This is a genomic window from Paenibacillus yanchengensis (assembly GCF_042684845.1).
GTDB classification, from domain to species: domain Bacteria; phylum Bacillota; class Bacilli; order Paenibacillales; family Paenibacillaceae; genus Pristimantibacillus; species Pristimantibacillus yanchengensis.
In genome coordinates, this window is the sequence record NZ_JBHUMH010000007.1 from 104,561 (window position 1) to 125,490 (window position 20,930).

The 20,930-nt window shown below is 37.9% G+C and carries 16 protein-coding genes; 14 read left to right on the plus strand and 2 right to left on the minus strand.

All coding sequences use genetic code 11. From position 1 onward, the window contains the following. Nucleotides 1-67 precede the first annotated feature (67 nt). Both ACFSTH_RS01735 and ACFSTH_RS01740 read right to left on the minus strand, forming a co-directional pair. Nucleotides 68-1,831 carry a sensor histidine kinase gene (locus ACFSTH_RS01735; protein ID WP_377775677.1) on the minus strand — a complete coding sequence of 588 codons (1,764 nt, stop codon included), beginning with the start codon at nucleotides 1,829-1,831 and terminating at the stop codon, nucleotides 68-70. Next, complete coding sequence (locus tag ACFSTH_RS01740; RefSeq protein WP_377775679.1) at nucleotides 1,828-2,607, minus strand: response regulator transcription factor; 780 nt, start codon at nucleotides 2,605-2,607, stop codon at nucleotides 1,828-1,830. Before ACFSTH_RS01740 ends, ACFSTH_RS01735 begins: the two co-directional genes overlap by 4 nt. Nucleotides 2,608-2,863: 256 nt before the next feature. On the opposite strand from ACFSTH_RS01740, the gene ACFSTH_RS01745 reads away from it, so the two are divergent. The 14 genes from ACFSTH_RS01745 (at nucleotide 2,864) to ACFSTH_RS01810 (ending at nucleotide 20,914) form a co-directional block, all read left to right on the plus strand. After that, complete coding sequence (locus tag ACFSTH_RS01745) at nucleotides 2,864-3,883, plus strand: peptidoglycan DD-metalloendopeptidase family protein (RefSeq protein WP_377775681.1); 1,020 nt, start codon at nucleotides 2,864-2,866, stop codon at nucleotides 3,881-3,883. A 45-nt stretch (nucleotides 3,884-3,928) separates the two neighbouring features. Continuing rightward, nucleotides 3,929-4,213 carry an RNA polymerase alpha subunit C-terminal domain-containing protein gene (locus tag ACFSTH_RS01750; protein WP_377775765.1) on the plus strand — a complete coding sequence of 95 codons (285 nt, stop codon included), beginning with the start codon at nucleotides 3,929-3,931 and terminating at the stop codon, nucleotides 4,211-4,213. A 341-nt stretch (nucleotides 4,214-4,554) separates the two neighbouring features. Beyond that, nucleotides 4,555-6,063: a methyl-accepting chemotaxis protein gene (locus ACFSTH_RS01755; protein ID WP_377775683.1), complete on the plus strand. Its 1,509-nt coding sequence runs from the start codon at nucleotides 4,555-4,557 to the stop codon at nucleotides 6,061-6,063. A 138-nt stretch (nucleotides 6,064-6,201) separates the two neighbouring features. Further along, nucleotides 6,202-7,908 (plus strand): S-layer homology domain-containing protein, encoded by a 1,707-nt coding sequence (locus ACFSTH_RS01760; RefSeq protein ID WP_377775685.1) that lies wholly within the window; start codon nucleotides 6,202-6,204, stop codon nucleotides 7,906-7,908. Between the two features lie 124 nt (nucleotides 7,909-8,032). Further along, complete coding sequence (locus ACFSTH_RS01765; protein ID WP_377775687.1) at nucleotides 8,033-9,220, plus strand: MalY/PatB family protein; 1,188 nt, start codon at nucleotides 8,033-8,035, stop codon at nucleotides 9,218-9,220. Nucleotides 9,221-9,280: 60 nt separating this feature from the next. Further along, nucleotides 9,281-10,678 (plus strand): MFS transporter, encoded by a 1,398-nt coding sequence (locus tag ACFSTH_RS01770; protein ID WP_377775689.1) that lies wholly within the window; start codon nucleotides 9,281-9,283, stop codon nucleotides 10,676-10,678. Nucleotides 10,679-10,916: 238 nt separating this feature from the next. Continuing rightward, entirely contained in the window at nucleotides 10,917-11,933 is a 1,017-nt protein-coding gene (locus ACFSTH_RS01775; RefSeq protein ID WP_377775691.1) for a response regulator transcription factor, read from the plus strand. After that, nucleotides 11,930-13,750: a sensor histidine kinase gene (locus tag ACFSTH_RS01780; RefSeq protein ID WP_377775693.1), complete on the plus strand. Its 1,821-nt coding sequence runs from the start codon at nucleotides 11,930-11,932 to the stop codon at nucleotides 13,748-13,750. Before ACFSTH_RS01775 ends, ACFSTH_RS01780 begins: the two co-directional genes overlap by 4 nt. Before the next feature lie 92 nt (nucleotides 13,751-13,842). Further along, entirely contained in the window at nucleotides 13,843-15,342 is a 1,500-nt protein-coding gene (locus ACFSTH_RS01785; RefSeq protein WP_377775695.1) for a sulfatase family protein, read from the plus strand. A 48-nt stretch (nucleotides 15,343-15,390) separates the two neighbouring features. Beyond that, nucleotides 15,391-15,561: a hypothetical protein gene (locus tag ACFSTH_RS01790; protein ID WP_377775697.1), complete on the plus strand. Its 171-nt coding sequence runs from the start codon at nucleotides 15,391-15,393 to the stop codon at nucleotides 15,559-15,561. A 65-nt stretch (nucleotides 15,562-15,626) separates the two neighbouring features. Continuing rightward, nucleotides 15,627-16,964: a Gfo/Idh/MocA family protein gene (locus ACFSTH_RS01795; RefSeq protein ID WP_377775699.1), complete on the plus strand. Its 1,338-nt coding sequence runs from the start codon at nucleotides 15,627-15,629 to the stop codon at nucleotides 16,962-16,964. A gap of 413 nt (nucleotides 16,965-17,377) precedes the next feature. Further along, entirely contained in the window at nucleotides 17,378-18,274 is an 897-nt protein-coding gene (locus ACFSTH_RS01800; protein ID WP_377775767.1) for an ABC transporter permease, read from the plus strand. Between the two features lie 21 nt (nucleotides 18,275-18,295). Beyond that, nucleotides 18,296-19,192 (plus strand): carbohydrate ABC transporter permease, encoded by an 897-nt coding sequence (locus ACFSTH_RS01805; RefSeq protein ID WP_377775701.1) that lies wholly within the window; start codon nucleotides 18,296-18,298, stop codon nucleotides 19,190-19,192. 30 nt (nucleotides 19,193-19,222) lie between these two features. After that, nucleotides 19,223-20,914: an extracellular solute-binding protein gene (locus ACFSTH_RS01810; protein WP_377775703.1), complete on the plus strand. Its 1,692-nt coding sequence runs from the start codon at nucleotides 19,223-19,225 to the stop codon at nucleotides 20,912-20,914. Nucleotides 20,915-20,930: the final 16 nt, after the last annotated feature.

The following is a 20,930-nucleotide window of genomic DNA, read 5'->3' on the forward strand; positions in this document are numbered from 1 at the left end:
TGCTAGTTCCATCTCTTGTTAGATGGTACTAGCAGCTTAATTGCTAGGTATAGTAAACTAAAGCAAATTAAATACCAGGGATCGACCACGAAAGTTCAACGATAGTACCTTCTTCTGTAGTAGATAATACGTCAATAGTGCCATTAAGCGCTTCTGTTAGTTCTTTGGAGATCGCCATTCCTAATCCCGAACCAACTGTTGTTTCATTCGTATTCGTGCCACGGAAATAGCGCTCGAATAATCGCAGTTTTGTCTGTTCATCAAGCCCAGATCCGTTGTCCGTAAAGGATAGTAACAACTTTTGTTCGGACACTTGTTGCTCTAGTTGTAGGGTGATGGTTAGTTTTGTTTCCGCTGGATTATGGGTATAAGCGTTACTTGCTAGATTGATTATAATTCGTTCTAGCCAAGGTTTATATAGGGTGACGTATATAGGCTGCTCGGGAAATAATAATTGTAATTGCTCCTTATTTTTATCCACAAACGTTTGTTGTAGTGTTGTAGTTAGCCATTGCAGCAGATCATAAGGTTCACTTGTTGGCATTGGCATCGAAATACCAGCTTTTTGTCGGTAAAGAAGCGTTAAATCGTTAATTAATCTATCCATATGTGCTGATTTATCTAGCATTAGCTGGGCAAACTGCTTTGTTTCGACAGTGCTCCAATCGTATTGAGGTGTGGCGATCATGTGAGCATAGCCTTTTATTGTAGAAAGTGGTGTTTTCAAATCATGCGTAATGCCGGCAATCCATTCCTCCCTTAATCGTTTGTTTTCTAATCGCATGGACGCATCGCTTCGTAACGTTTTGGTCAAATGTTCCATGGATTGCAGCATGTCAGCAAAAATCCGAAATCGCTGTTTATATCGACCATTTTTTAATTTGCTGTATGATCGCCCTTTACGGTCTATTGGTTCTTCGTAAACACCTTTACTTAATTGATTAAGCCAAGTGAGCATATGCAACATGGGCATACCAAAGCGATGGGCGTACCAAAGTGATATTGCGATAAAAATAATTAATAAACTAACGAGCATGACGATAGCGATTGTTGTAAATAAACGAATTTCTGCTGAAAACATAGCTGGCTCATCCAAATGGCTACCTTTCATATTAGGGAAAGCGACCAGTATAGTGTTACCGGAAGCAGTGGAATACTGTGTCTCAAAATAATAGGGATGACTTTTGCTAAATATATTTCGCAATGCTAAATCTTGAAAGGAATAGTTTGTTTTTATTTCAGCGGGTTTGTTCCAACTCGTCAACTCTTCCCCAGCATCGTTCAATATCTGGATAAAGCCTTGTTCTTGTTCTACCAATTGCTCCGCTTTTGAAGGAATGGTATATTGGTTATCTTTTAAAGTAACCGGTTGATCCTCTAAGTAACTCCAAATTTTTCTTGTAGCACTTTTGAAGCCATACAGTATCGTATACTGCTCCCCTTTATATTCTTGAATCCAGACCATTAGTTCATAAGGAAACGGTTTGTTACTTTGCCAATAGTCGATAAGTTCTCCCGGTGCGTATTGTTTTGGAACATCATTTGGTGTGTGATAGGATTGCTGTACCCTGCCAGTTTCATCTAACGTTTGAAGCCAACCATTATTATGATCGACTTGCGCCAAAAGCTCCTCCGAAAATTCGATGTAACCATTATGAAAGGTTGACCGTTCCACCAACTTGTCCAGTCCTGCATTGGCAAAACTGTTGGATATATCAATGTAATATAGTTGTTGCATCATCCAAAATAAACAGCCAATTAAAATGATCAGCGCAGCAACAGCAGCGGTCAGTAGTTGAAGTACAAAACGCCAGGCTAGTTTTTTTCTCATATATGATTCCTATTTATTGGTGGAATGGCAGGGGGAGTCTGGTGTTTGTTTGGCTGGACAGGTTTTATTAACTTGTAACCAAGTCCACGTACATTAATTAAGTACATAGGTTTTGTTGGATCGGGTTCAATTCGTTCACGAATGCGATGAATATGTACCATCACTGTATTATCGTCATGCAACGCTTCTTCTCCCCATACTTGTTCATATAATTCATTTTTTGTAAAAATCCGATGTGGACGTTCACAGAAAAATAATAGTAGTTGAAATACTAAAGCAGGGCAAGCGATGACTTGATTAGCAACGATCAATTCGCCAGCTTCTTTGTGTACAGAAAAATGTCCATAATCGTAAATAGTCGGCTGCTGGACTGGCGTATAATCGCCTTCTAATTTGTTATTTCCCGCAAAGTAGCGACGAAGCTGTGAGCGAATCCGAGCAACTACTTCCAAAGGATTGAACGGTTTGACTATATAGTCATCACCACCTACAGCAAAACCAGTTAGTTTGTCAAAATCAGAAGTTCGAGCAGACAAAAATAAGATTGGTGCATCAGTAAGTTGGCGAAGAAATGGCGTAATGTCGAGTCCGCTTCGTCCAGGGAGCATAATATCAAGCACGATCAAATCGTATGTTTGTTGTTGGCATTTGCTCAGCGCTTCTTCCGCTGTATTAGCAGTAGCGATAGATTGGAAACCTTCTTTTTGTAGTACTGTTCGTAACATATCAATAATAGCTTGCTCATCATCAACTAATAATATAGAGGCTATTTGCATTTATTTACTCCTTATCATTGCATCATACTATTTATAGTTTATCATGAGTTTCTTTTTTATTAGTAAAGTTTAAACTTAACAGTAGCTTAATTTTTTTGAATGCGTTAATCCTAAAGTTAAGGTTCCGTTAAAGCAGGCGTAAACTGGCTGTAAAAAAATTGCGATATACTGAAATAACCATATAGCTAGTAGCTTATAATCAAGCGTTATGGTGGTACAGCAGGTTTAAATAAAAGGAAGAAAGGAAGCTATGCAAATGAACTGGAGAGAAGTAAAATATGGAGGAGCGGTCTCTTTTATCATCGTCATGCTCGTCATAATAATGTTAGCAGGGTGTAGCACAGGGAATAATAAACAAGCAGGTTCCGACAAGCCATCTACCAAGAAAGAGGAAGTGACAGAGATAAATATTACGTTCGATCAAATAGCAAATGCGATGTTGGAAAAGAAATTTTCGGCTATTTATGCTCAATTTACTAGTGAGTTTAAACAACAATTAACGGAGGAGCAGTTTGTTCAAGCGATGGAGCCGTTTGTGGCGGAAGTTGCTACGTTCGAACTAGTATCTTCGATGGCACTTAATGGTAGTCAGATTGGGGTATGGACGATTCCTGGCAGTACAGAAGCATTACAGGTGGTAATGAATAGTAAGGATGAAATTGCCGGTTTACTTATTCAGCCACTACAAACGTATCCCGATCAGGATAAGCAATTATCGAAAACCGTGTTTAGTGCGCCGTTTACAACTGATTTAACTGTTTATTGGGGCGGTAATAATGAATTAATTAATTATCATTATGCACATGAAAGTCAGCGTTATGCGTATGATTTAGTTAAAGTGAAAGAAGGGTACTCTTATACAGGCGATGTCAGTCTTAATGAAAGTTATTATGCATTTGGAGACGAGATTGTCGCTCCCGCCGATGGAACAGTAGTACGTGTAGTGGATGGTATTGTCGATAATGTACCGGTTGGAGTGTTGAATGAAAAAGAACCAGCTGGAAACGTAGTTGTTATAGAACATATGCCCGGAGAATACAGTTACTTGGCTCATTTAAAGCAGAAATCTATTGTCGTAAAGGAAGGGCAGCAAGTAAAACGTGGAGAGATCATCGGTCATCTTGGTAATTCTGGTAATTCAAGTGAGCCGCATTTACATTTTCATGTGGCGGATGGACATGATCTTTTTCAATCCAAATCGATACCAGTTACTTTAGAGAATAATCTGCAACCGCCGGTGCAAGGAGCGATCTGGACAGGATATCACAGCAAATAAGTAGACATTATAGGTGAAGGGAAAGGGGCATAAACGGTGGACAAACTGGAAAGAACAGAACGAAATTGTGACAACGGACATCGGTATTATAAAAGTAGCGATTGTCCAACTTGTCTAATTTGTGAACGAGAGCAACAGCCGAACACAGGTTTTTTAGCTGAAATGTCAGCTCCAGCAAGAAGAGCATTACAAACAGAAGGAATTACAACATTAGAAGAATTAGCACGCTATAGTGAAAAAGAATTATTGAAATTACATGGATTCGGACCAGCTTCATTACCAAAATTACGAATAGCATTAAGCGAAGCGGGGCTGTCTTTTCGGTTATAACAAAAAATAAACGATGTTCAAAACCTTTGCGATGTCATCAATTTGTTCAACCAATTGACGACATCGCAAAGGTTTTTGCGTTAAACAAGAAAAAAATAGTTATTATGACTAATAATTTAAGAGTGTGTGATAAAGGTCATAGTCAAAAAGTTGTTAAAATGGTATATGTTTATAAGGTGATTGTACAGAATGGTACATAAAATATGATGCTATAGAACCAAGACTAAGATATCATAAATGTTTCAAAACCCTGTAGTATAATACAGTTGATAAAAAGTTAGTACCCCAGTAATAGCTAGTAAATATACTGAAACAAGTGAGAAAGGATGAAAGTTATATTCATGTTGGAGAGAAAAAATTTATTGATGTTATGGTTGTCTGGCTCTGCAGTAGTTTTAAGTATGATAGTGTTATTGTTAACGAAGCTATTTGATCCTTTTGAATCTCATGGCGGTGGATCTGGTTTTGAGATTACAACGAGTATTATATGGCAGCAAAATTTACTACTTTTGATGCCGATAGTTTTGTTAGTTATTACAATAATTGCTCATTTAAGTAGAAAAAATAGTGAAGTAGTCCCATTGCTTAATATTTTGACATTGACCTTCTCTAGTATGGCTATTGTTAGTAACGGAGGCGGAGGGGTAGAGTTTCACTTTTCTATATTTATGGTACTAGCAGCAGCAGCATATTACGAACGGATTAACCTAATACTTGTTATGACGGTAATATTTGCCATACAACATTTATTAGGCTATTTTGTGTTTCCAGAAGTGGTGTTCGGTACTACGGAATATACATTTACGATGTTATTAGTACATGCTGTATTTCTGATATTAACTTCAAGTGCAACAATGTTACAAATTCGCTCTAAATTGAAAATGACTGCTGAATTAGAAGCTGAACGTGACAAAAAACAAACGGATTTGAACCTGTTAATGAATCAAGTGCAGTTGTTATCAGAAAACATTAATACTATTTCGGAAAGTATCGCAGTGAAATCAACAGAGAATGTGCGACATAATGAAACGATGCGTCAAGCTTATGAAGAAGTATCCGCTGGTTTAGGCGATCAATCCAATTCGGTCGAGCAAGTGGAAGCAAAAGTGCAGCAGACGAGTCATTCCATTATGCAAGCATTGGAGTCTTCCGATATGATGACAAGTAATGCGCAAAAGACGGAATTAGTTTTAACAGAAAGTAGAGAAAAAGTTCATTTGCTATTAACAGAAAACGAGCAAATTATGCAAGTTGTCTCAGAGATTTATACGACTATGACGACGCTCAAAGCAACAGCCCAGCAAGCCCAGTCGTTAGGATCGATTATACAACAAGTAGCAGATCGAACAAACTTATTAGCTTTGAACGCTTCCATTGAAGCTGCACGAGCTGGGGAATATGGTAGAGGATTCGCGGTTGTGGCAGGTGAAATTCGTAAGCTTGCTAATCAAAGTCGTCAAGCGGCGGATGAAATTCAAACGATGATGAATCGAATTGATGATGAAATCCAACATAGTTATGAGCAAGTTGATGTGGGACAAGTAGCAATAAAACATTCACATAGTAACGTTGTTGTCTTTGCTCAAAATTTTGAACAAGTAAATACGATGATTGAACAGCTTCTTCATTATATGTTAGAAATCAATAAAACACTTGGAGCAATTAGAGAAGATGCTGGCGGTGTTTCGTCAGAAATGAATCAAATCTCGGCAGTCATCGAACAGGGGATGGCTTCTATGCAGCAGTTATCTGTGATGAGTAGAGAACAATTAACAGCGGCTACAGATATTGATAGAGAAATGACTAAGCTAGGTAAATTAAGTATGTCGTTAAAAGGACAGTTTTTGTAAAAACTAACCTTCGGGTGTTTTTGTTTCAATTCTAAATATAATGTAAAAAACGGCAAATGCAATTGCTGTATTGTGCGATAACATCTATAATTCTTAGTGGGAATCAATAAAAAAGAATGATGTTGGAGGACAACAACAATGATGATGAAAATAGGTCAGCGGACGACATGTACTGTATTACTGTTTGCCATCTTACTTACTACAATGTTTCATGCACTTCCTTCTACGGCACTAGCTGCGGAAGCCAATGAGAAAGCGACAGCCGCTCGAATAGAAGTTACTTCGAAGCAAGTACAGCAAGGAAAAGCTACTACTGTAGATATAACATTACACAACCCGCAATCATTGAAATCGATCGAGTTCGAAGTTAACTACAACAAAAATGCTTTTAAGCTTTCTAACGACGAAGTACAAATTGGAAGTGGACTAAAAGATTGGTTAGCTGAATTTAATGTAGATCAAAGCACAGGAAAAGTAAAACTGGCAGCTGTTAATTTAGCTGGCTTCACTACGAACAACGCCGTTACTTTGTTGCGATTGACTTTTCAGGCAACCGGAGAGCAGGGACGTTATCCGCTACAATTGGCGAATGTGACGGGCTATGTAGATATGAATGAATCGCTGCCGATTGCTAGTAAATCTGGTGAACTAACCATTAGTTCATCTGAACCAATCATTACTTACCCACCGTATCCGGGACCATCTGTAACACCGACAGGTCCTGTTATTGAAGATGGGGTGCTAATACTAGTACCTGAAGTATCGGATGCAGGTAAAGCACACCTCAAAGTGGATCAGCAGCTTTTACAGCAATTTTTAAGTGACAAAGAAGTGAAAGCAGCTAATCAGATTTCTATTAAAGCAGCAGAGCAAGCTGGTGTGCAAGAAATGACACTGACATTAGAAGAAGATATAACAGCTCAACTAGCAGCGACTAACAAAAATATAGTCGTAACAACGCAATTAGGGAGCTTAGATATACCGACAGCAGTATTGCAACAGTATGCGAAGCAAAAGCTCTCCTTTGTTTGGTTGAAAAAAGAAGGTACGAATGAATTACCAATTCGCGAGCTTATGATAACGGCTAATGATCAACCAGTGACGAGCTTAGCACAGCCGTTATATTATCATATTCCTATCCTAGCTGATCAAAAAATATTGTCATCATTAATTGTGTACAAAGGAACAGAAGCTACGAAACAAATCGTGCCAATGGCGATTTCTACAGCAGAAGAAATAATGATTAGAGTTACAGAGTCAGCCTTATATAGTGTAGCTGTTAATGAGCAAAATTTTGCGGATATTACGAATCACTGGGGAAAAACTGCGATTGACTTTGTAGCATCAAGAGAATTGTTTGAAGGTATGTCAGAAGAGAAGTTTGCACCAGAAGTTGCTATGACAAGAGGAATGTTAGTAACTGTATTGGGACGTTTGCAAGGTATTGAGTTGGCAGAGCTTGATGTAAAAGTACCATTTAATGATGTAGCTTCTCACAAATACTATGCACCATATGTAGCATGGGCGTATAACAATAAATTAGTACAGGGATTAAATCAACAGACATTTGCTCCAGAAGAATTCATTTCACGTGAGCAATTAGCAGTAATATTGTTTAATTACATGAAATTTATCAAGTTGCAACCGAAAAATAACGATAGTGTAGTAGCTTTTGCAGATCAACAACAAATAGCAAGCTGGGCACAAGAAGCAGTACTACAAATGAAAGCTAGTGATATTGTCAAAGGCAAGTCAGGTAACAAGTTTGATGGCAAAGGGCAAGCAACACGTGCGGAAGTGGCACAGATGATTGCTAACTTCATTCATTACGCTGTAAAACAATAAAAGCAACATAGTAAAAAAGTGGACATGATGATCATGTTCGCTTTTTTTTGTGACTCATTATGTTATGATATGGTTAGGAAATTAGTTTGGAAAGACGCAACTTAAGCAGGAGGGAATTTACCTAATGACAACTATTTATAACTTCGATAAAGTGATTGACCGTAGAGGTACTGGCAGTGTGAAATGGGATCAAACGAAAGAAATGTTTGGCCATGAAGATATATTACCAATGTGGGTAGCAGATATGGATTTTACGGCTCCACCTGCAGCGATAACTGCTATGCAAGAACGAGCAGCACATGGCGTTTTTGGCTATACATTCCGGACAGATAGTTATCTTGAATCCATTGTCCAATGGCAGCAAAAAAGAAATGAATGGCAGATTGAAAAAGATGCTATTGTTGGTTCTCCCGGAGTAGTAACAGCTTTAAGTATTGCTGTAGAATTGTTAACAGCGCCTGGCGATGGCATTATGATTCATGTACCTGTATATCACCCGTTCTTTCGAATTGTACATAATCATAAACGAACGTTAGTGGGAAATCGTTTGGTAGAGACAGAAACAGGACGTTATGAACTTGATTTGCAAGCGATGGAAAAACAAATAATAGACGAACAAGTGAAAATGCTCATTTTGTGTCATCCACATAATCCAGTAGGAAGAGTATGGACAAAAGAAGAATTACTCGCTATTGGGAATATTTGTATGAAACATAACGTATTTGTTGTATCGGATGAAATTCATGGCGATATTGTTTTTGCTGGGCATAAACATATTCCGTTCGCTTCATTGTCTGAGCAATTTGCGGCTCGTTCTATCACTTGTACTGCACCGAGTAAAACATTTAATATAGCAGGATTACATTCCTCGATTACGATTATTCAAGATGAAGAGCTGCGCAAACAATTTATTGAACGTTTGAGTACGTACGCTATTTATATGGAAAATTGTTTTGCCCAAGTAGCAGTGGAAGCATGTTATCGTCATGGGGAAGATTGGTTAGAGCAACTTTTAGTTTATTTGCAGCAAAATGTAGATACATTGCAACAATTTATTGCTGACAAATTGCCAGAAGTAAAGATGTTTCGACCAGAAGGAACTTATTTAGGTTGGCTTGATTGTCGTGCCATTAGTAATGATCCTGAAGTGCTGAAAGATATGATGTTTAATAAAGCGAAAGTAGCTTTTAACGAAGGATCGATGTTTGGACAAGATGGAGCGGGTTTTTTACGTGTTAATTTTGGTACCCCTCGCGCACTAATGCTGGAAGGCATGGAGCGATTTGCTCAAGCAGTACGTCAAAGTAAATAATTAATTGCTTTTGTTCCGTACAGGCATAAAACTAAATGATATTAAAGGCGGTTCATACGTATGTCTCAAGGCAGTTCTCGTTCAAATGCGATAGTTGAACAGGATGATCGTTACAATAGCTACATTCATTCTGAGCAGAAACAGCGGAAATTGTACAAAAAAACACTCATCGTTATTATTTTATCGCAAATTTTTGGTGGAGCAGGATTGTCGGCAGGGGTAACAGTTGGTGCGCTACTGGCGAAAGAAATGTTAGGTCGTGATAGTTTTGCTGGCGTACCTTCTGCACTTATTACGTTAGGCTCTGCTGTAGCTGCTTTAATGGTAGGTATATTATCGCAGCGTCTAGGACGTAGAACTGGACTTGCAACAGGTTTCTTCATTGGTGGAATAGGAGCAATTGGAGTAGTTATTGCCGCCGTCATGAGTAGCTTACCATTATTGTTTGTTTCCTTATTTTTGTATGGTTCTGGAACAGCGACTAACTTACAAGCAAGATATGCAGGAACAGACTTAGCACGACCGACGGAACGAGCCAAAGCAGTCAGTATGGCAATGGTCTTCACGACGATTGGGGCAGTTGCTGGACCGAACTTGGTAGATCCGATGAGTAACTTTGCCAAATCAGTCGGCTTACCACCTTTGTCAGGTCCGTTTATTCTTGGTGGTGTAGCCTTTTTGCTGGCAGCAATCGTCTTGTTTATTATGTTGCGACCTGATCCATTTATCGTTTCGCAAGTAATTGCACGTCATCAAGCGACAGTTATGTCATCGCCTAATCTTGCGACAACGAAAGAACAACAACAGAAAACGACTCCTGTTAATCAACAATTAGAGATGGCTAGGGGCAATAAACGAGGGATTTATATCGGTGCTACCGTTATGGTTATTACACAAATTGTAATGGTAGCGATTATGACGATGACCCCGATTCATATGACTGCTCATGGACATGGTTTAGGAGACGTGGGGCTAGTCATTGGAATTCACGTTGCAGCTATGTACTTGCCATCTCTAATAACAGGGATTTTAGTAGATAAGTGGGGACGTACTCGTATGTCCTATTTAGCAGGTACGACTTTGCTTGCCTCTGGATTGTTAGCTGCATTTGCGCCTGGTGATTCGCTATTTATACTTATTCTAGCGCTTGCGCTACTGGGGCTTGGTTGGAACTTTGGATTAATTAGCGGTACAGCACAGATTGTTGATGCTACACCAGCGCACAGTCGAGCGAAAACACAAGGTGCTGTTGATGTGTTCATCGCTATTGCTGGCGCTTCTGGCGGCGCATTGTCTGGAGCAATCGTTGCTGGTTCTAGTTATATGACATTGTCGCTCATTGGAGCAGCTCTTTCTTTAGTACTAATACCGATTATGATTTGGGATAGACGAAGTAACAAACAACGATATGCTTTGCATTCATCAGCTTTAGCCGACCAAAAATCGGTAGATAGTTAAGTTAGATGGTAATAATATAGTTGAAGTAGTTTTAGCGTAAATAAAAACGTAAAATTAGAATAGATTACCATAAAAAAAGATGTTGTTTTTTTAAACCTTTTTTGCGATCATATAGGTACTAATCTACTCTAGCAATAAGTAAAATTCGATAACAGTATAGACCCATGTTGCTTAACATGGGTCTATTTCACCTACAGATTTTACCATGCATGATGAAATCAAGAAGGAGTGAGAAGCGATGCACATTCTTATTGTAGATGATGAGCCGATTATTAGAAAAGGGCTCATAAAACTTATTGAAAAATTCGATGCTTCTATAACAGCAAGTGCTGCTAGCAACGGTGTAGAGGCGTTGCAAAAAATAGAAAAAGTTGTTCCAGAGTTGATATTAACAGACATTCGCATGCCGAAAATGGATGGCTTAGAGTTGTGCAAAATCATTTCTGAGCGAAGAATAGCTACTAACATTATTGTTATTTCTGGGTTTGATGAATTTACATATGCACAACAATGTATAGCATATGGAGTTAAACAATATCTATTGAAACCGCTTACGGAAGATGAGTTGTATCCTGTACTACAACGGATATTTAGATATCATTCCAACAAACCGTTATCCTTATCGGCATATGAACACTGGTTATTGGAAACGGAGGAGGCTGTTCAAACGGCAGATTACTCGCGTGTAACAAAACTGCTAGAACAATGGAAAGTGGATTACGTCGAGAAACAAAGGAATGTTCAACAAGTGCAGCAACTGGCAATAGACGGATTATCTATGCTTCAAAAAAGAATAAATAAACAGCAAATTTATTTAGTACAATATCAATTTAGTAGTCAATCTCAGTCCCTCGACAATATTATTGCTAATTTTGAAAGAGAGCTATATGGATTTATTGATCAACTGTTAGCTTGGCGAGGGGATTATCGCAATATTATGTTAGACGAAGCATTGCAATACATTGATAATCATATTACAGAAAACATTTCGTTACCTGATGTTGCAGCGAAAATAGGTTTGACTGCTCCTTATTTTAGTTGGTATTTCAAAAAAATGATGAACGAAAACTTTGTACAATATAGAATCAGAAAAAAAATTGAACTAGCAATACAAATGTTGGAAGATCCACAGTATAAAGTGATTAATATAGCTTTAGAAGCTGGTTTTCCTAATTACAATTATTTTTCCAAAGTATTCAAAAAATCTGTCGGTTGTTCTCCATCCGAGTATCGTTCTAGGATAGGAATACTATGAGACGTAGGAGTTTAACTAAAAAAATATTTGTTTATTTTGCTTTTTTAATAGCAGTAACTCTCGTTGTATCTAGTACAGCAATTTATATTAAATCATCTCAACAACTAGATAAGAGACACGAGGAGTTACTAGGACAAATTGTTAAAAATGCTGTCAACCATACGGATATGTACTTGAAAAAATTCGAAAGAACAACATTATCTTTTATGACATCACCTCTGCTGAAACAATTTTTAGAATGGGATACAAGTAGTAATACTTACCAATACTCGAACTTAGTTAAGGAATTGAAAACTAATTTACTTCGTCCTATTATGTTTAGCAATCCAGAAGTGAAGGTAATGTATGTTGTTGACTATGATGGAAAAGTAGTTTCCGACCAAAGTGTTGTAGGTTCATATGACAATATAATATGGAATAATTTAGCTTATTTAGAACAAAATGCACATCGCGATGGTAAATTAACAGTGCTAGATTACGGTATTATGAGTAATTCATTATCTTTAGCACGAAAAGTAGCTGTTCGGCAAACATCCGGTGACTACAAAGCAATTATTGGTTTAGAGCTTGATGTAAATGAACTGCAATCTTTATGGAAAGGAATTCAGCTTGGTGAGCAAGGATATTTTATGATATTTAATAATCGCGGGAGGATTATTTACCATCCTGATAATAGGAAAATTGGAAAACAACTAGACGGTGAATTATATACTGCACTTATAACGAGCAAAACGCCAATTACCTATGAACAAAACAAGAAAAAACAAGTATATTATACGGAACATTCAACAGTATCCGGTTGGACGGTTGCGGCATCGATGCCATTAAAAGAAATGCGAAAGCCAGTCACAAGTATACAAAAAACAACATTAGTAGTAGGTGGATTTTCCCTGTTAATAGCTTTATTTATTGCATATCGATTTGGTCGCTCGATTGTAAAACCGATTACACTATTAGAAGGGGCGATGAGTAGGACGGAACAAGGAGTATGGACAAAGGTTCCCTTACTCGGTGCAGGTGATGAGCGAGATAGAATAATTAGAAGATATAACATTATGGTGATGCGATTGGAAGAATTGGTCGAGCGTGTATATAAATCTGAATTAGAAAATCGAGAACTATTGTTAAAACGAAAAACAGCTGAATTTCAAGCGTTACAGCTACAAATTAATCCTCATTTTTTGTATAACACATTAGAAACAGTCGTCAGCTATGCGATTATTCAGGACTCCAAAGAAATTAGAGAAATTATTAAATCTCTGTCTTATATGCTTCGTTATGCGTTGCGTACTGATCTGGAAAAAATCACCGTGGCCAACGAACTAAAGCATGTCCTTCATTATATGACGATTATGAATTATCGTTTTGAACAACCTATGGAAATAGAAGTAGAGGTACCGACAGATCATTTGTTGATGAAAATGGTGACGCTAACGTTACAACCACTAGTGGAAAATGCATTTCAGCATGCATTTCCTGACGGATTGGAAGAACATCATTCCATTAAAATTATAACTAATATTGAAGGTGATTTATTCGTTGTAAAAGTCGTAGATAATGGTGTTGGTATTGAAATAACTAAGCTATGCAAAATCAAACAAATGCTTCTAGATGGGATTAAAACAGAAAACTTGCTAGAGGAACAAGCTGCTTTTAAAGAGTCTACTAGCATTGGTTTGCTCAATGTCCATAATAGAATTCAAATAGTATTCGGAATGCAATATGGGCTTGACTTGGAAAGCAAGGTTGGGGAAGGTACCATAGTATCCTTATATATGCCTAGTGGGATAGGTAGCAATAAAAATATTTCTATCTAAAAAAGTGACCATATGTGTATGAAAAAACACCATGTATGCGGTTGCAAAATGAATTAAGCTAAATATATGAATGGATTACTAAGTGGCTCGTTATGGACATTGATTGGATTTGTCAAAGGGTGATGCTTACTGAAACGGAATCGTTGTTGGAATACCGGATAATGTTTGAAGGGAGGTATATGATGAGAAACATACTTATTATTGTCTCTGACCAGCTTTCATGGAAGGCTCTTCCTGTCTATGGTGGGATTGCAAAAACCCCAAATATTGACAGGATTTCTAAAGGGGCTGTGGCCTTCGACCAATGTTATACCCCAGTTCCATTGTGTATGCCTGCACGGGCTTCTTTCTGGAGTGGTGTTTATCCTCACGAGACAGGTGTTTTGTCCAATATTGGAGGGCATGCTATTCCTGCTGGTCTCCCAACAATAGGAGAGGTGTTCAAACAAGCGGGGTATGATACGGTTCATTTTGGAAAAACTCATGATGCTGGTGCATTAAAGGGCTTTTTGTGTGAAGAAGAAGGCTCATTAGAGGTTGAAGGTACACAGGCATGGCCCGTATCTAAGGATACCAAGCGGGATCGTTTTACAACGGAAAAGTCTGTGGCATATCTTGAAGAGATCAGAGATTCTGAGAAGCCGTTCTTTATGATTGTAGATTTTGTAAATCCGCATGACATATGTTCTTGGACTGGTGAAAACAAGGGAATACATGATGATGTGAACCCGGGTTGTCCGCTGCCGCCTCTGCCACCAAATTTTGAGTTTGATGATATTGAGAACAGGCCAGATGCAGTCAAATATATTTGTTGTTCAAACACCCGTCAGGCTCAGGCATCGGAGTGGAGCAGCGAAAGTTTTAGGCATTACTTGGCAGCGTATTATCACTATATTCATCGGGTAGATGCAGAAATCGGTTTGGTTCTGGATGCACTTGAGATAACAGGTAAGTATGAGGATACGCTTATTCTCTTCATGTCAGATCATGGCGATAGCATGGCTTGTCATGGCAAGGTGACAAAGGCTGTTGATTTTTATGAAGAAACCAACCGTGTGCCGTTTATTTTTAATTTTCCGGAGTATCGCAATCAGCCTTCACGTCAGGAACATGTGCTGACAAGCCTGTTGGATTTGTTTCCGACCCTTTGTTCCTATGTAGGAATTGAACATCCAACTATGCTGCGCGGCGAAAATCTGATGCCCCTGATTATGGAGAAAGAGATGCTGGATCGTGAATACATTATTGGTCAGTGGTATTCAGAACGGAATTTTTCTATCAGTCCTGGAAGAATGGTTCGGACAAAAGACTATAAATATACGTATTACATTCATGACGGTGAGGAATTGTTTGATCTTGTAAAGGATCCTTATGAAACGAAAAATGTAGCAGGACATGCCTCATATGCTGAACAGATGGAACGACATCGCAGACTTCTGAAAGACCATATTGAAAAGACAAAGGATAATTTTATGGACTTATACTGGCAGGAATTGAATGACGATTTGCGGTGGAGAAGTCATGAAATTGGCTATGGAAAGCATCGGGGGCCGTCTGTTGGTGAGGTTGGAAAGGGATTAGTTAGGGGTTAGGAGACTCGGGGCTTATACACCAAGATAATCCAAGAAAGTGGGGTATCGATGGTAGATCATTATGTGATCTGGGATGCGAGTGACGAAGCGATATTTCCTCATGGTACGGGTCACTGGCCTGCTAACAAAAACATTGATGTTGGCTTGATCTACGGTGATTATTATTTCGTAGAGGCTTTGGCCAAATTACTTGGACAGACGGAGTTGTTTGGTAGATAAGCAAGGTTGGGTCTTATGAGATAGAACAAACACTTGAGCCTATTACTTTTTTTGGGAGGAAAAGCATGAACAATCAAACGTCAATATACGCTGATTGTAACGGTGAAAAACCTGTTACAGTCATCATTGTAGGTGCTGGTCATCGTAGCTTAATATATTCATCTTATGCCGAGAAACATCCCGAACAAATGAAAATAGTCGGAGTCGTTGATCCAGATGGTGAGCGTAGAGCTTTGACCAAGGAGAGATTTGATTTACAAGAAGAGAACTGTTTTTCTGATATTGAGGAGCTTATTTGTCAGCCAAAGATAGCGGATGCTGTCATTAATGGTACAATGGATCACTTACACGTAGCTACTTCGATTCCGTTGCTTAGAGCTGGATACGATATTATGCTGGAGAAACCGATTGGCATTAGTAGGGATGAAGTTTTTGAGTTGTACGAAGAGGCGGAGCGTCTCGGCAGAAAAATCATGATTTGTCACGTACTCCGTTATGCACCGTTTTACGAATCGATTCGCAAGGCAGTAGCAGATGGTGTAATTGGTGATATTATTAGTTTGACGACAGCTGAGAACGTCACTTATCACCACATGGCGATGGCTTATGTTAGAGGGAAGTGGGGACGGAAAGATACAGGTGGTTCCTCCATGCTTATGGCTAAAAGCTGTCATGATTTGGATGTAATAGCTTGGATGAAGGGAGATGTCCCACCAGTAAAAGTAAGTAGTTTCGGGAACTTACTCCACTTTCGCCCTGAGAAAGCACCTGATGGAGCAGGCACACGTTGTTTAGTCGATTGTCCAATTGAACAATCCTGTTCATATTCTGCTCGTAAGCATTATATTGAACAGCGTCTATGGGAAGGGTACGTTACCTATAATACTCATTTAGGAGTTAAGTTGAGTGATGAGGAAATGGCAGAATCACTCAAAACGGATAGTCCATATGGTCGTTGTGTCTGGAAAAGTGACAACGATGTTGTGGATCATCAAACCGTAATTGTTGAGTTTGAAGATGGTAGTACAGGAACCCATGTGATGACAGGGGGTACTTCTAAACGTGGTCGATCAATTCATATCATCGGCACAAAAGGCGAAATTCAAGGAGAGATGGAACAAGGTTCTTACTTTATAAGACATCCTGATGCACGTAAAGGTCATCTCTATTCTGAGCAGCAGATTGATGTTGGGGTGAAGAAGGATATGCATGGCGGAGGAGATTTGCTTCTAGTTGCTGATTTTATAAAATTTTTAAAGGGTGTGTCGCCGTCGATTTCTTCTACTTCATTAGAAAAGTCGCTGCATGGACATTTAATCGGTTTTGCCGCTGATGAGTCGCGTCTAGAACAAAAAGTCGTTGAGATTAGGCAATTGCATAAGAGAGAGTTGAACAATGTATAGACAACCGAATGTCTCTCCGAAGTATCAGGAACGAATTACTAAACTAAGTGGCAGTAAGGATTAAAAGTCCAAACTGTAATTAAAAAACAAATTTATCACTCATAACGTTCATCACAAAAGGTTGCTGATTTTATTAATCGGCAACCTATAAGAATAAAAAATTATGACTGGTCTGCATACGCCAATACATGGCTGTATTGAGAATGGTATCGACCGAAAAAGTGGTCATATGACTTTTCCAGATCAATTATCTAAAAAAGTGACCATATGTGTATGAAAAAACACCATGTATGCGGTTACAAAATGGATTATGATAAGCCTACACTATAGTGAACAATAGACAGAAAGGAGGAAGTGGATTGCAGCCACAAATTTCATCAGCAATTCAAGTAAACAAAAAAAAGTACTTTCTCATGAATTTACGAAGTAGATGGCAATTATATGTACTCGTTCTTTTACCTCTAGTTTACTTAATTGTATTCAAATATGTACCAATGTATGGAGCAGTTATTGCTTTTAAAAATTTTGTTCCAACGAAAGGTATATTGGGTAGTGATTGGGTTGGACTAAAGTATTTCATTCAGTTTTTTAATTCCTATGAGTTCTGGAGAGTGATGCGTAATACGATAGTTATTAGTTTATATCAATTAATTGCAGGCTTTCCACTACCAATAGTTCTTGCACTGTGTTTGAATTATGTGAAAGTAGGTGCAATTAAAAAGTCAGTACAAATGATTACCTATGCACCACACTTTATTTCTACTGTAGTTATGGTTGGGATTATTTTTCAACTACTTGATCCAAGAACGGGAATTTTGAACGTTATTTTAACATCTTTAGGTTTTGAATCAATTAATTTAATGGCAATGCCTCAATGGTTTTCTAGCGTATTTGTCTGGTCTGGAATATGGCAAAACATAGGTTTTTCTTGCATTATCTATCTTGCTTCTTTAACATCAATAGATCCAGCTTTACATGAAGCAGCTGTAATGGATGGTGCAAGTAAAATAAAGCGAATGTGGCATATTGATGTACCAGGCATACTGCCAGTAGCTACGATAATACTGATTATGAATACAGGCAGTATACTAGATACTGGATTTGAGAAAATATTATTAATGCAAAATGGGTTGAATTTGTCCGTATCTGAAGTAATTGACACATATGTTTATAAAGTTGGTTTAGCCTCTACGGTGGTCAATTATTCTTATTCTACCGCTATCGGTTTATTCAAATCAGTTATTGGGATGATATTATTACTTACTGTGAATCGGATTTCCAAAAAACTAGGACAAGACGGCTTATGGTAGATAGAAAGGAGACGAAGGAAGATGCAGAATACAGCCATTAAAGAATCGAGCGGCGATCGCATATTTAACGGGATTAATTACGTTGTTCTCATCATATTTACACTAACGGTACTTTATCCACTAGTCTTTATTGTCAGTGCTTCTTTTAGTTCTCCAGAAGCTGTTTCGGCAGGGAAAGTATGGCTATATCCAATTAACTTTTCATTAGAGGGATATGCAGCTGTATTTAAACATAAAATGATCGCCACTGGTTTTTTGAATTCGATTTATTATACAGTAGTCGGTACAATTATCAATTTAATATTAACGTTCATGGTTGCTTACCCTTTATCACGGAAAGATTTTCAAGCGAAAAATGTAATTATGGCTTTGTTCGTATTTACAACGTTGTTTTCTGGAGGGTTAATACCGAGTTTTTTATTAGTAAAAGAGTTAGGCATGCTTGATACACGCTGGGCACTTATCATCCCAGGTGCGGTAACTGTATGGAATATGATCGTTTCGAGAACTTTTTTTAAAGTGACTTTTCCAGACGAACTATTGGAAGCGGCTCAAATAGATGGTTGTTCAGACTTCAAGTTTATTTGGAAAATCGTACTACCGTTATCCGGTCCAATTATCGCGGTTATGTCATTATTTTACGCGGTTGCTCATTGGAACACTTATTTTAATGCATTAATTTACTTGAAGGATCAACATCTATACCCATTGCAGCTTGTACTTAGAGAAATATTAATTCAAAATCAAGTTGATCCGGCTATGCTTACCGATGTTAGTGAATTAGCTTCGCGTGCAGCATTAACAGATTTGTTAAAGTATTCACTAATTGTTGTATCCACTATTCCTATTATGATTGTGTACCCATTTGTGCAGAAGCACTTTGTCAAAGGGATGATGATAGGTTCGTTAAAAGGATAGTTATTAACTAAGGAAGGTGTGAATGAATATATGTTATTTCAAAATAGAAAAGTAAAACTAGTTAGTTTGTTATTTATCTGTGTTGCTTTATTACTATCTGCTTGTGGCAGTAGCTCAGAGCCAAAAACGACAGATACTGGTGAAAAAACAAAAACAAATAGTGAAAGTTCGACTGATATTAAAATGAATCCAGCTGGTGAATTACCAATTACGGATGAAAAAGTAACGCTGCAAGTTTTAATGCTGGGGGAACCACTTGTGGAGAATTTTGCAACAAATGCTTTTACAAAGTGGTTAGAAGAACAAACGAATGTGAAAATTGAGTGGGAAATAGTTCCGAAAAATGCTGCAATAGAAAAGTTGAATGTTACATTAGCAGGAGGAGATTATCCCGATGTTATTATGGGTTTTCCAATAAATACGGTACAGCAATCCTTATATGGTAAAGACGGTGTGTTCCTTGCACTTAATGACTTAATTGAAGAATATGGTGTGGAAACGAAAAAAATGTTTGAAAATTCACCTAATGTAAAAGGATTAATAACAGCACCTGATGGTAACATTTATGCACTTCCTCAAGTAAATGAATGTTACCATTGTATGATGTCTAGTAGAATGTGGATTAATCAAGATTGGCTAGAAGCTCTTAAATTGGATATGCCAACAACTACGGAAGAATATTATGAAGTTTTGAAAGCGTTTAAAGAGAAAGATCCTAATGGTAATAAAATTGCTGATGAAATTCCACTAGCAGGTTATACCGAGCAAGGTAATGTAAGTTTTGCAAGCTTTATTATGTCATCTTTTGTTAAAAGAGGTAATGAAGATTTAATTATAGACAATGGAGAAATAAAAGCATCGTTTGTGCAACCGGGTTGGAAAGAAGGAACTTTGTATATGAAAAGATTATATGATGAAGGATTAATAGCATCGGAAAGTTTTACCCAAGATCGTAATAGCTTAAAACGGATGGCAAGTTCTGGCGAACAGAACATTGTTGGCTCATTTCCTCAAAACTGGATTGCTGAAGTAGTAGATGTGAACACCGAGAAGGGAATGGCTTATGCGCATACTGTACCTCCTTTGAAAGGTCCAGGAGGAGTGCAGTCTACACCATATAATCCGTTTTCGATGAAACAAGGTCAGTTTGTTATTACAGATAAAGCAAAATATCCAGAAATCGCTTTTCGATTAGCTGATTTCATGTATTCAGAAGAAGCAAGTATACGAAGTAATGTTGGAGTATTTGAAACGGATTGGGAAGCTGCAGCACCAGGAGACAAAGGAATTGATGGTCGAGAAGGAGTATGGAAAAAAGTAGCGAAACCAGGAGGTGTTCAGCCAGTTCAAAACAACCGTTGGGTAAATACCGGACCATCCTATCGCTCAAAAGATTTTCGATTTGGAGAAGTGGAACTGAATGCTAATGGTGGCGAACAAATTTTGTATAATGAAACGAGTACAAAATATGAACCTTATCGTTTAGATGTTGATGAAGTAGTACCTCCAATGTTTTTTACCCAAGAGCAATCAGAAGAACTAGCTAATTTGTTAACAACGATATCTGATTATAAAAATCAATTTTTAGCAAGAGCGATCACAGGAGATATTGATGTTGAGAAGGAATGGGACAATTATTTATTAACATTAGAATCTATGAAATTAGAGCGATTTTTACAAATACACCAAGAAGCCTACGAAAGTTATATTAAAAACAAGTAGGTCGAATTAGTTACTT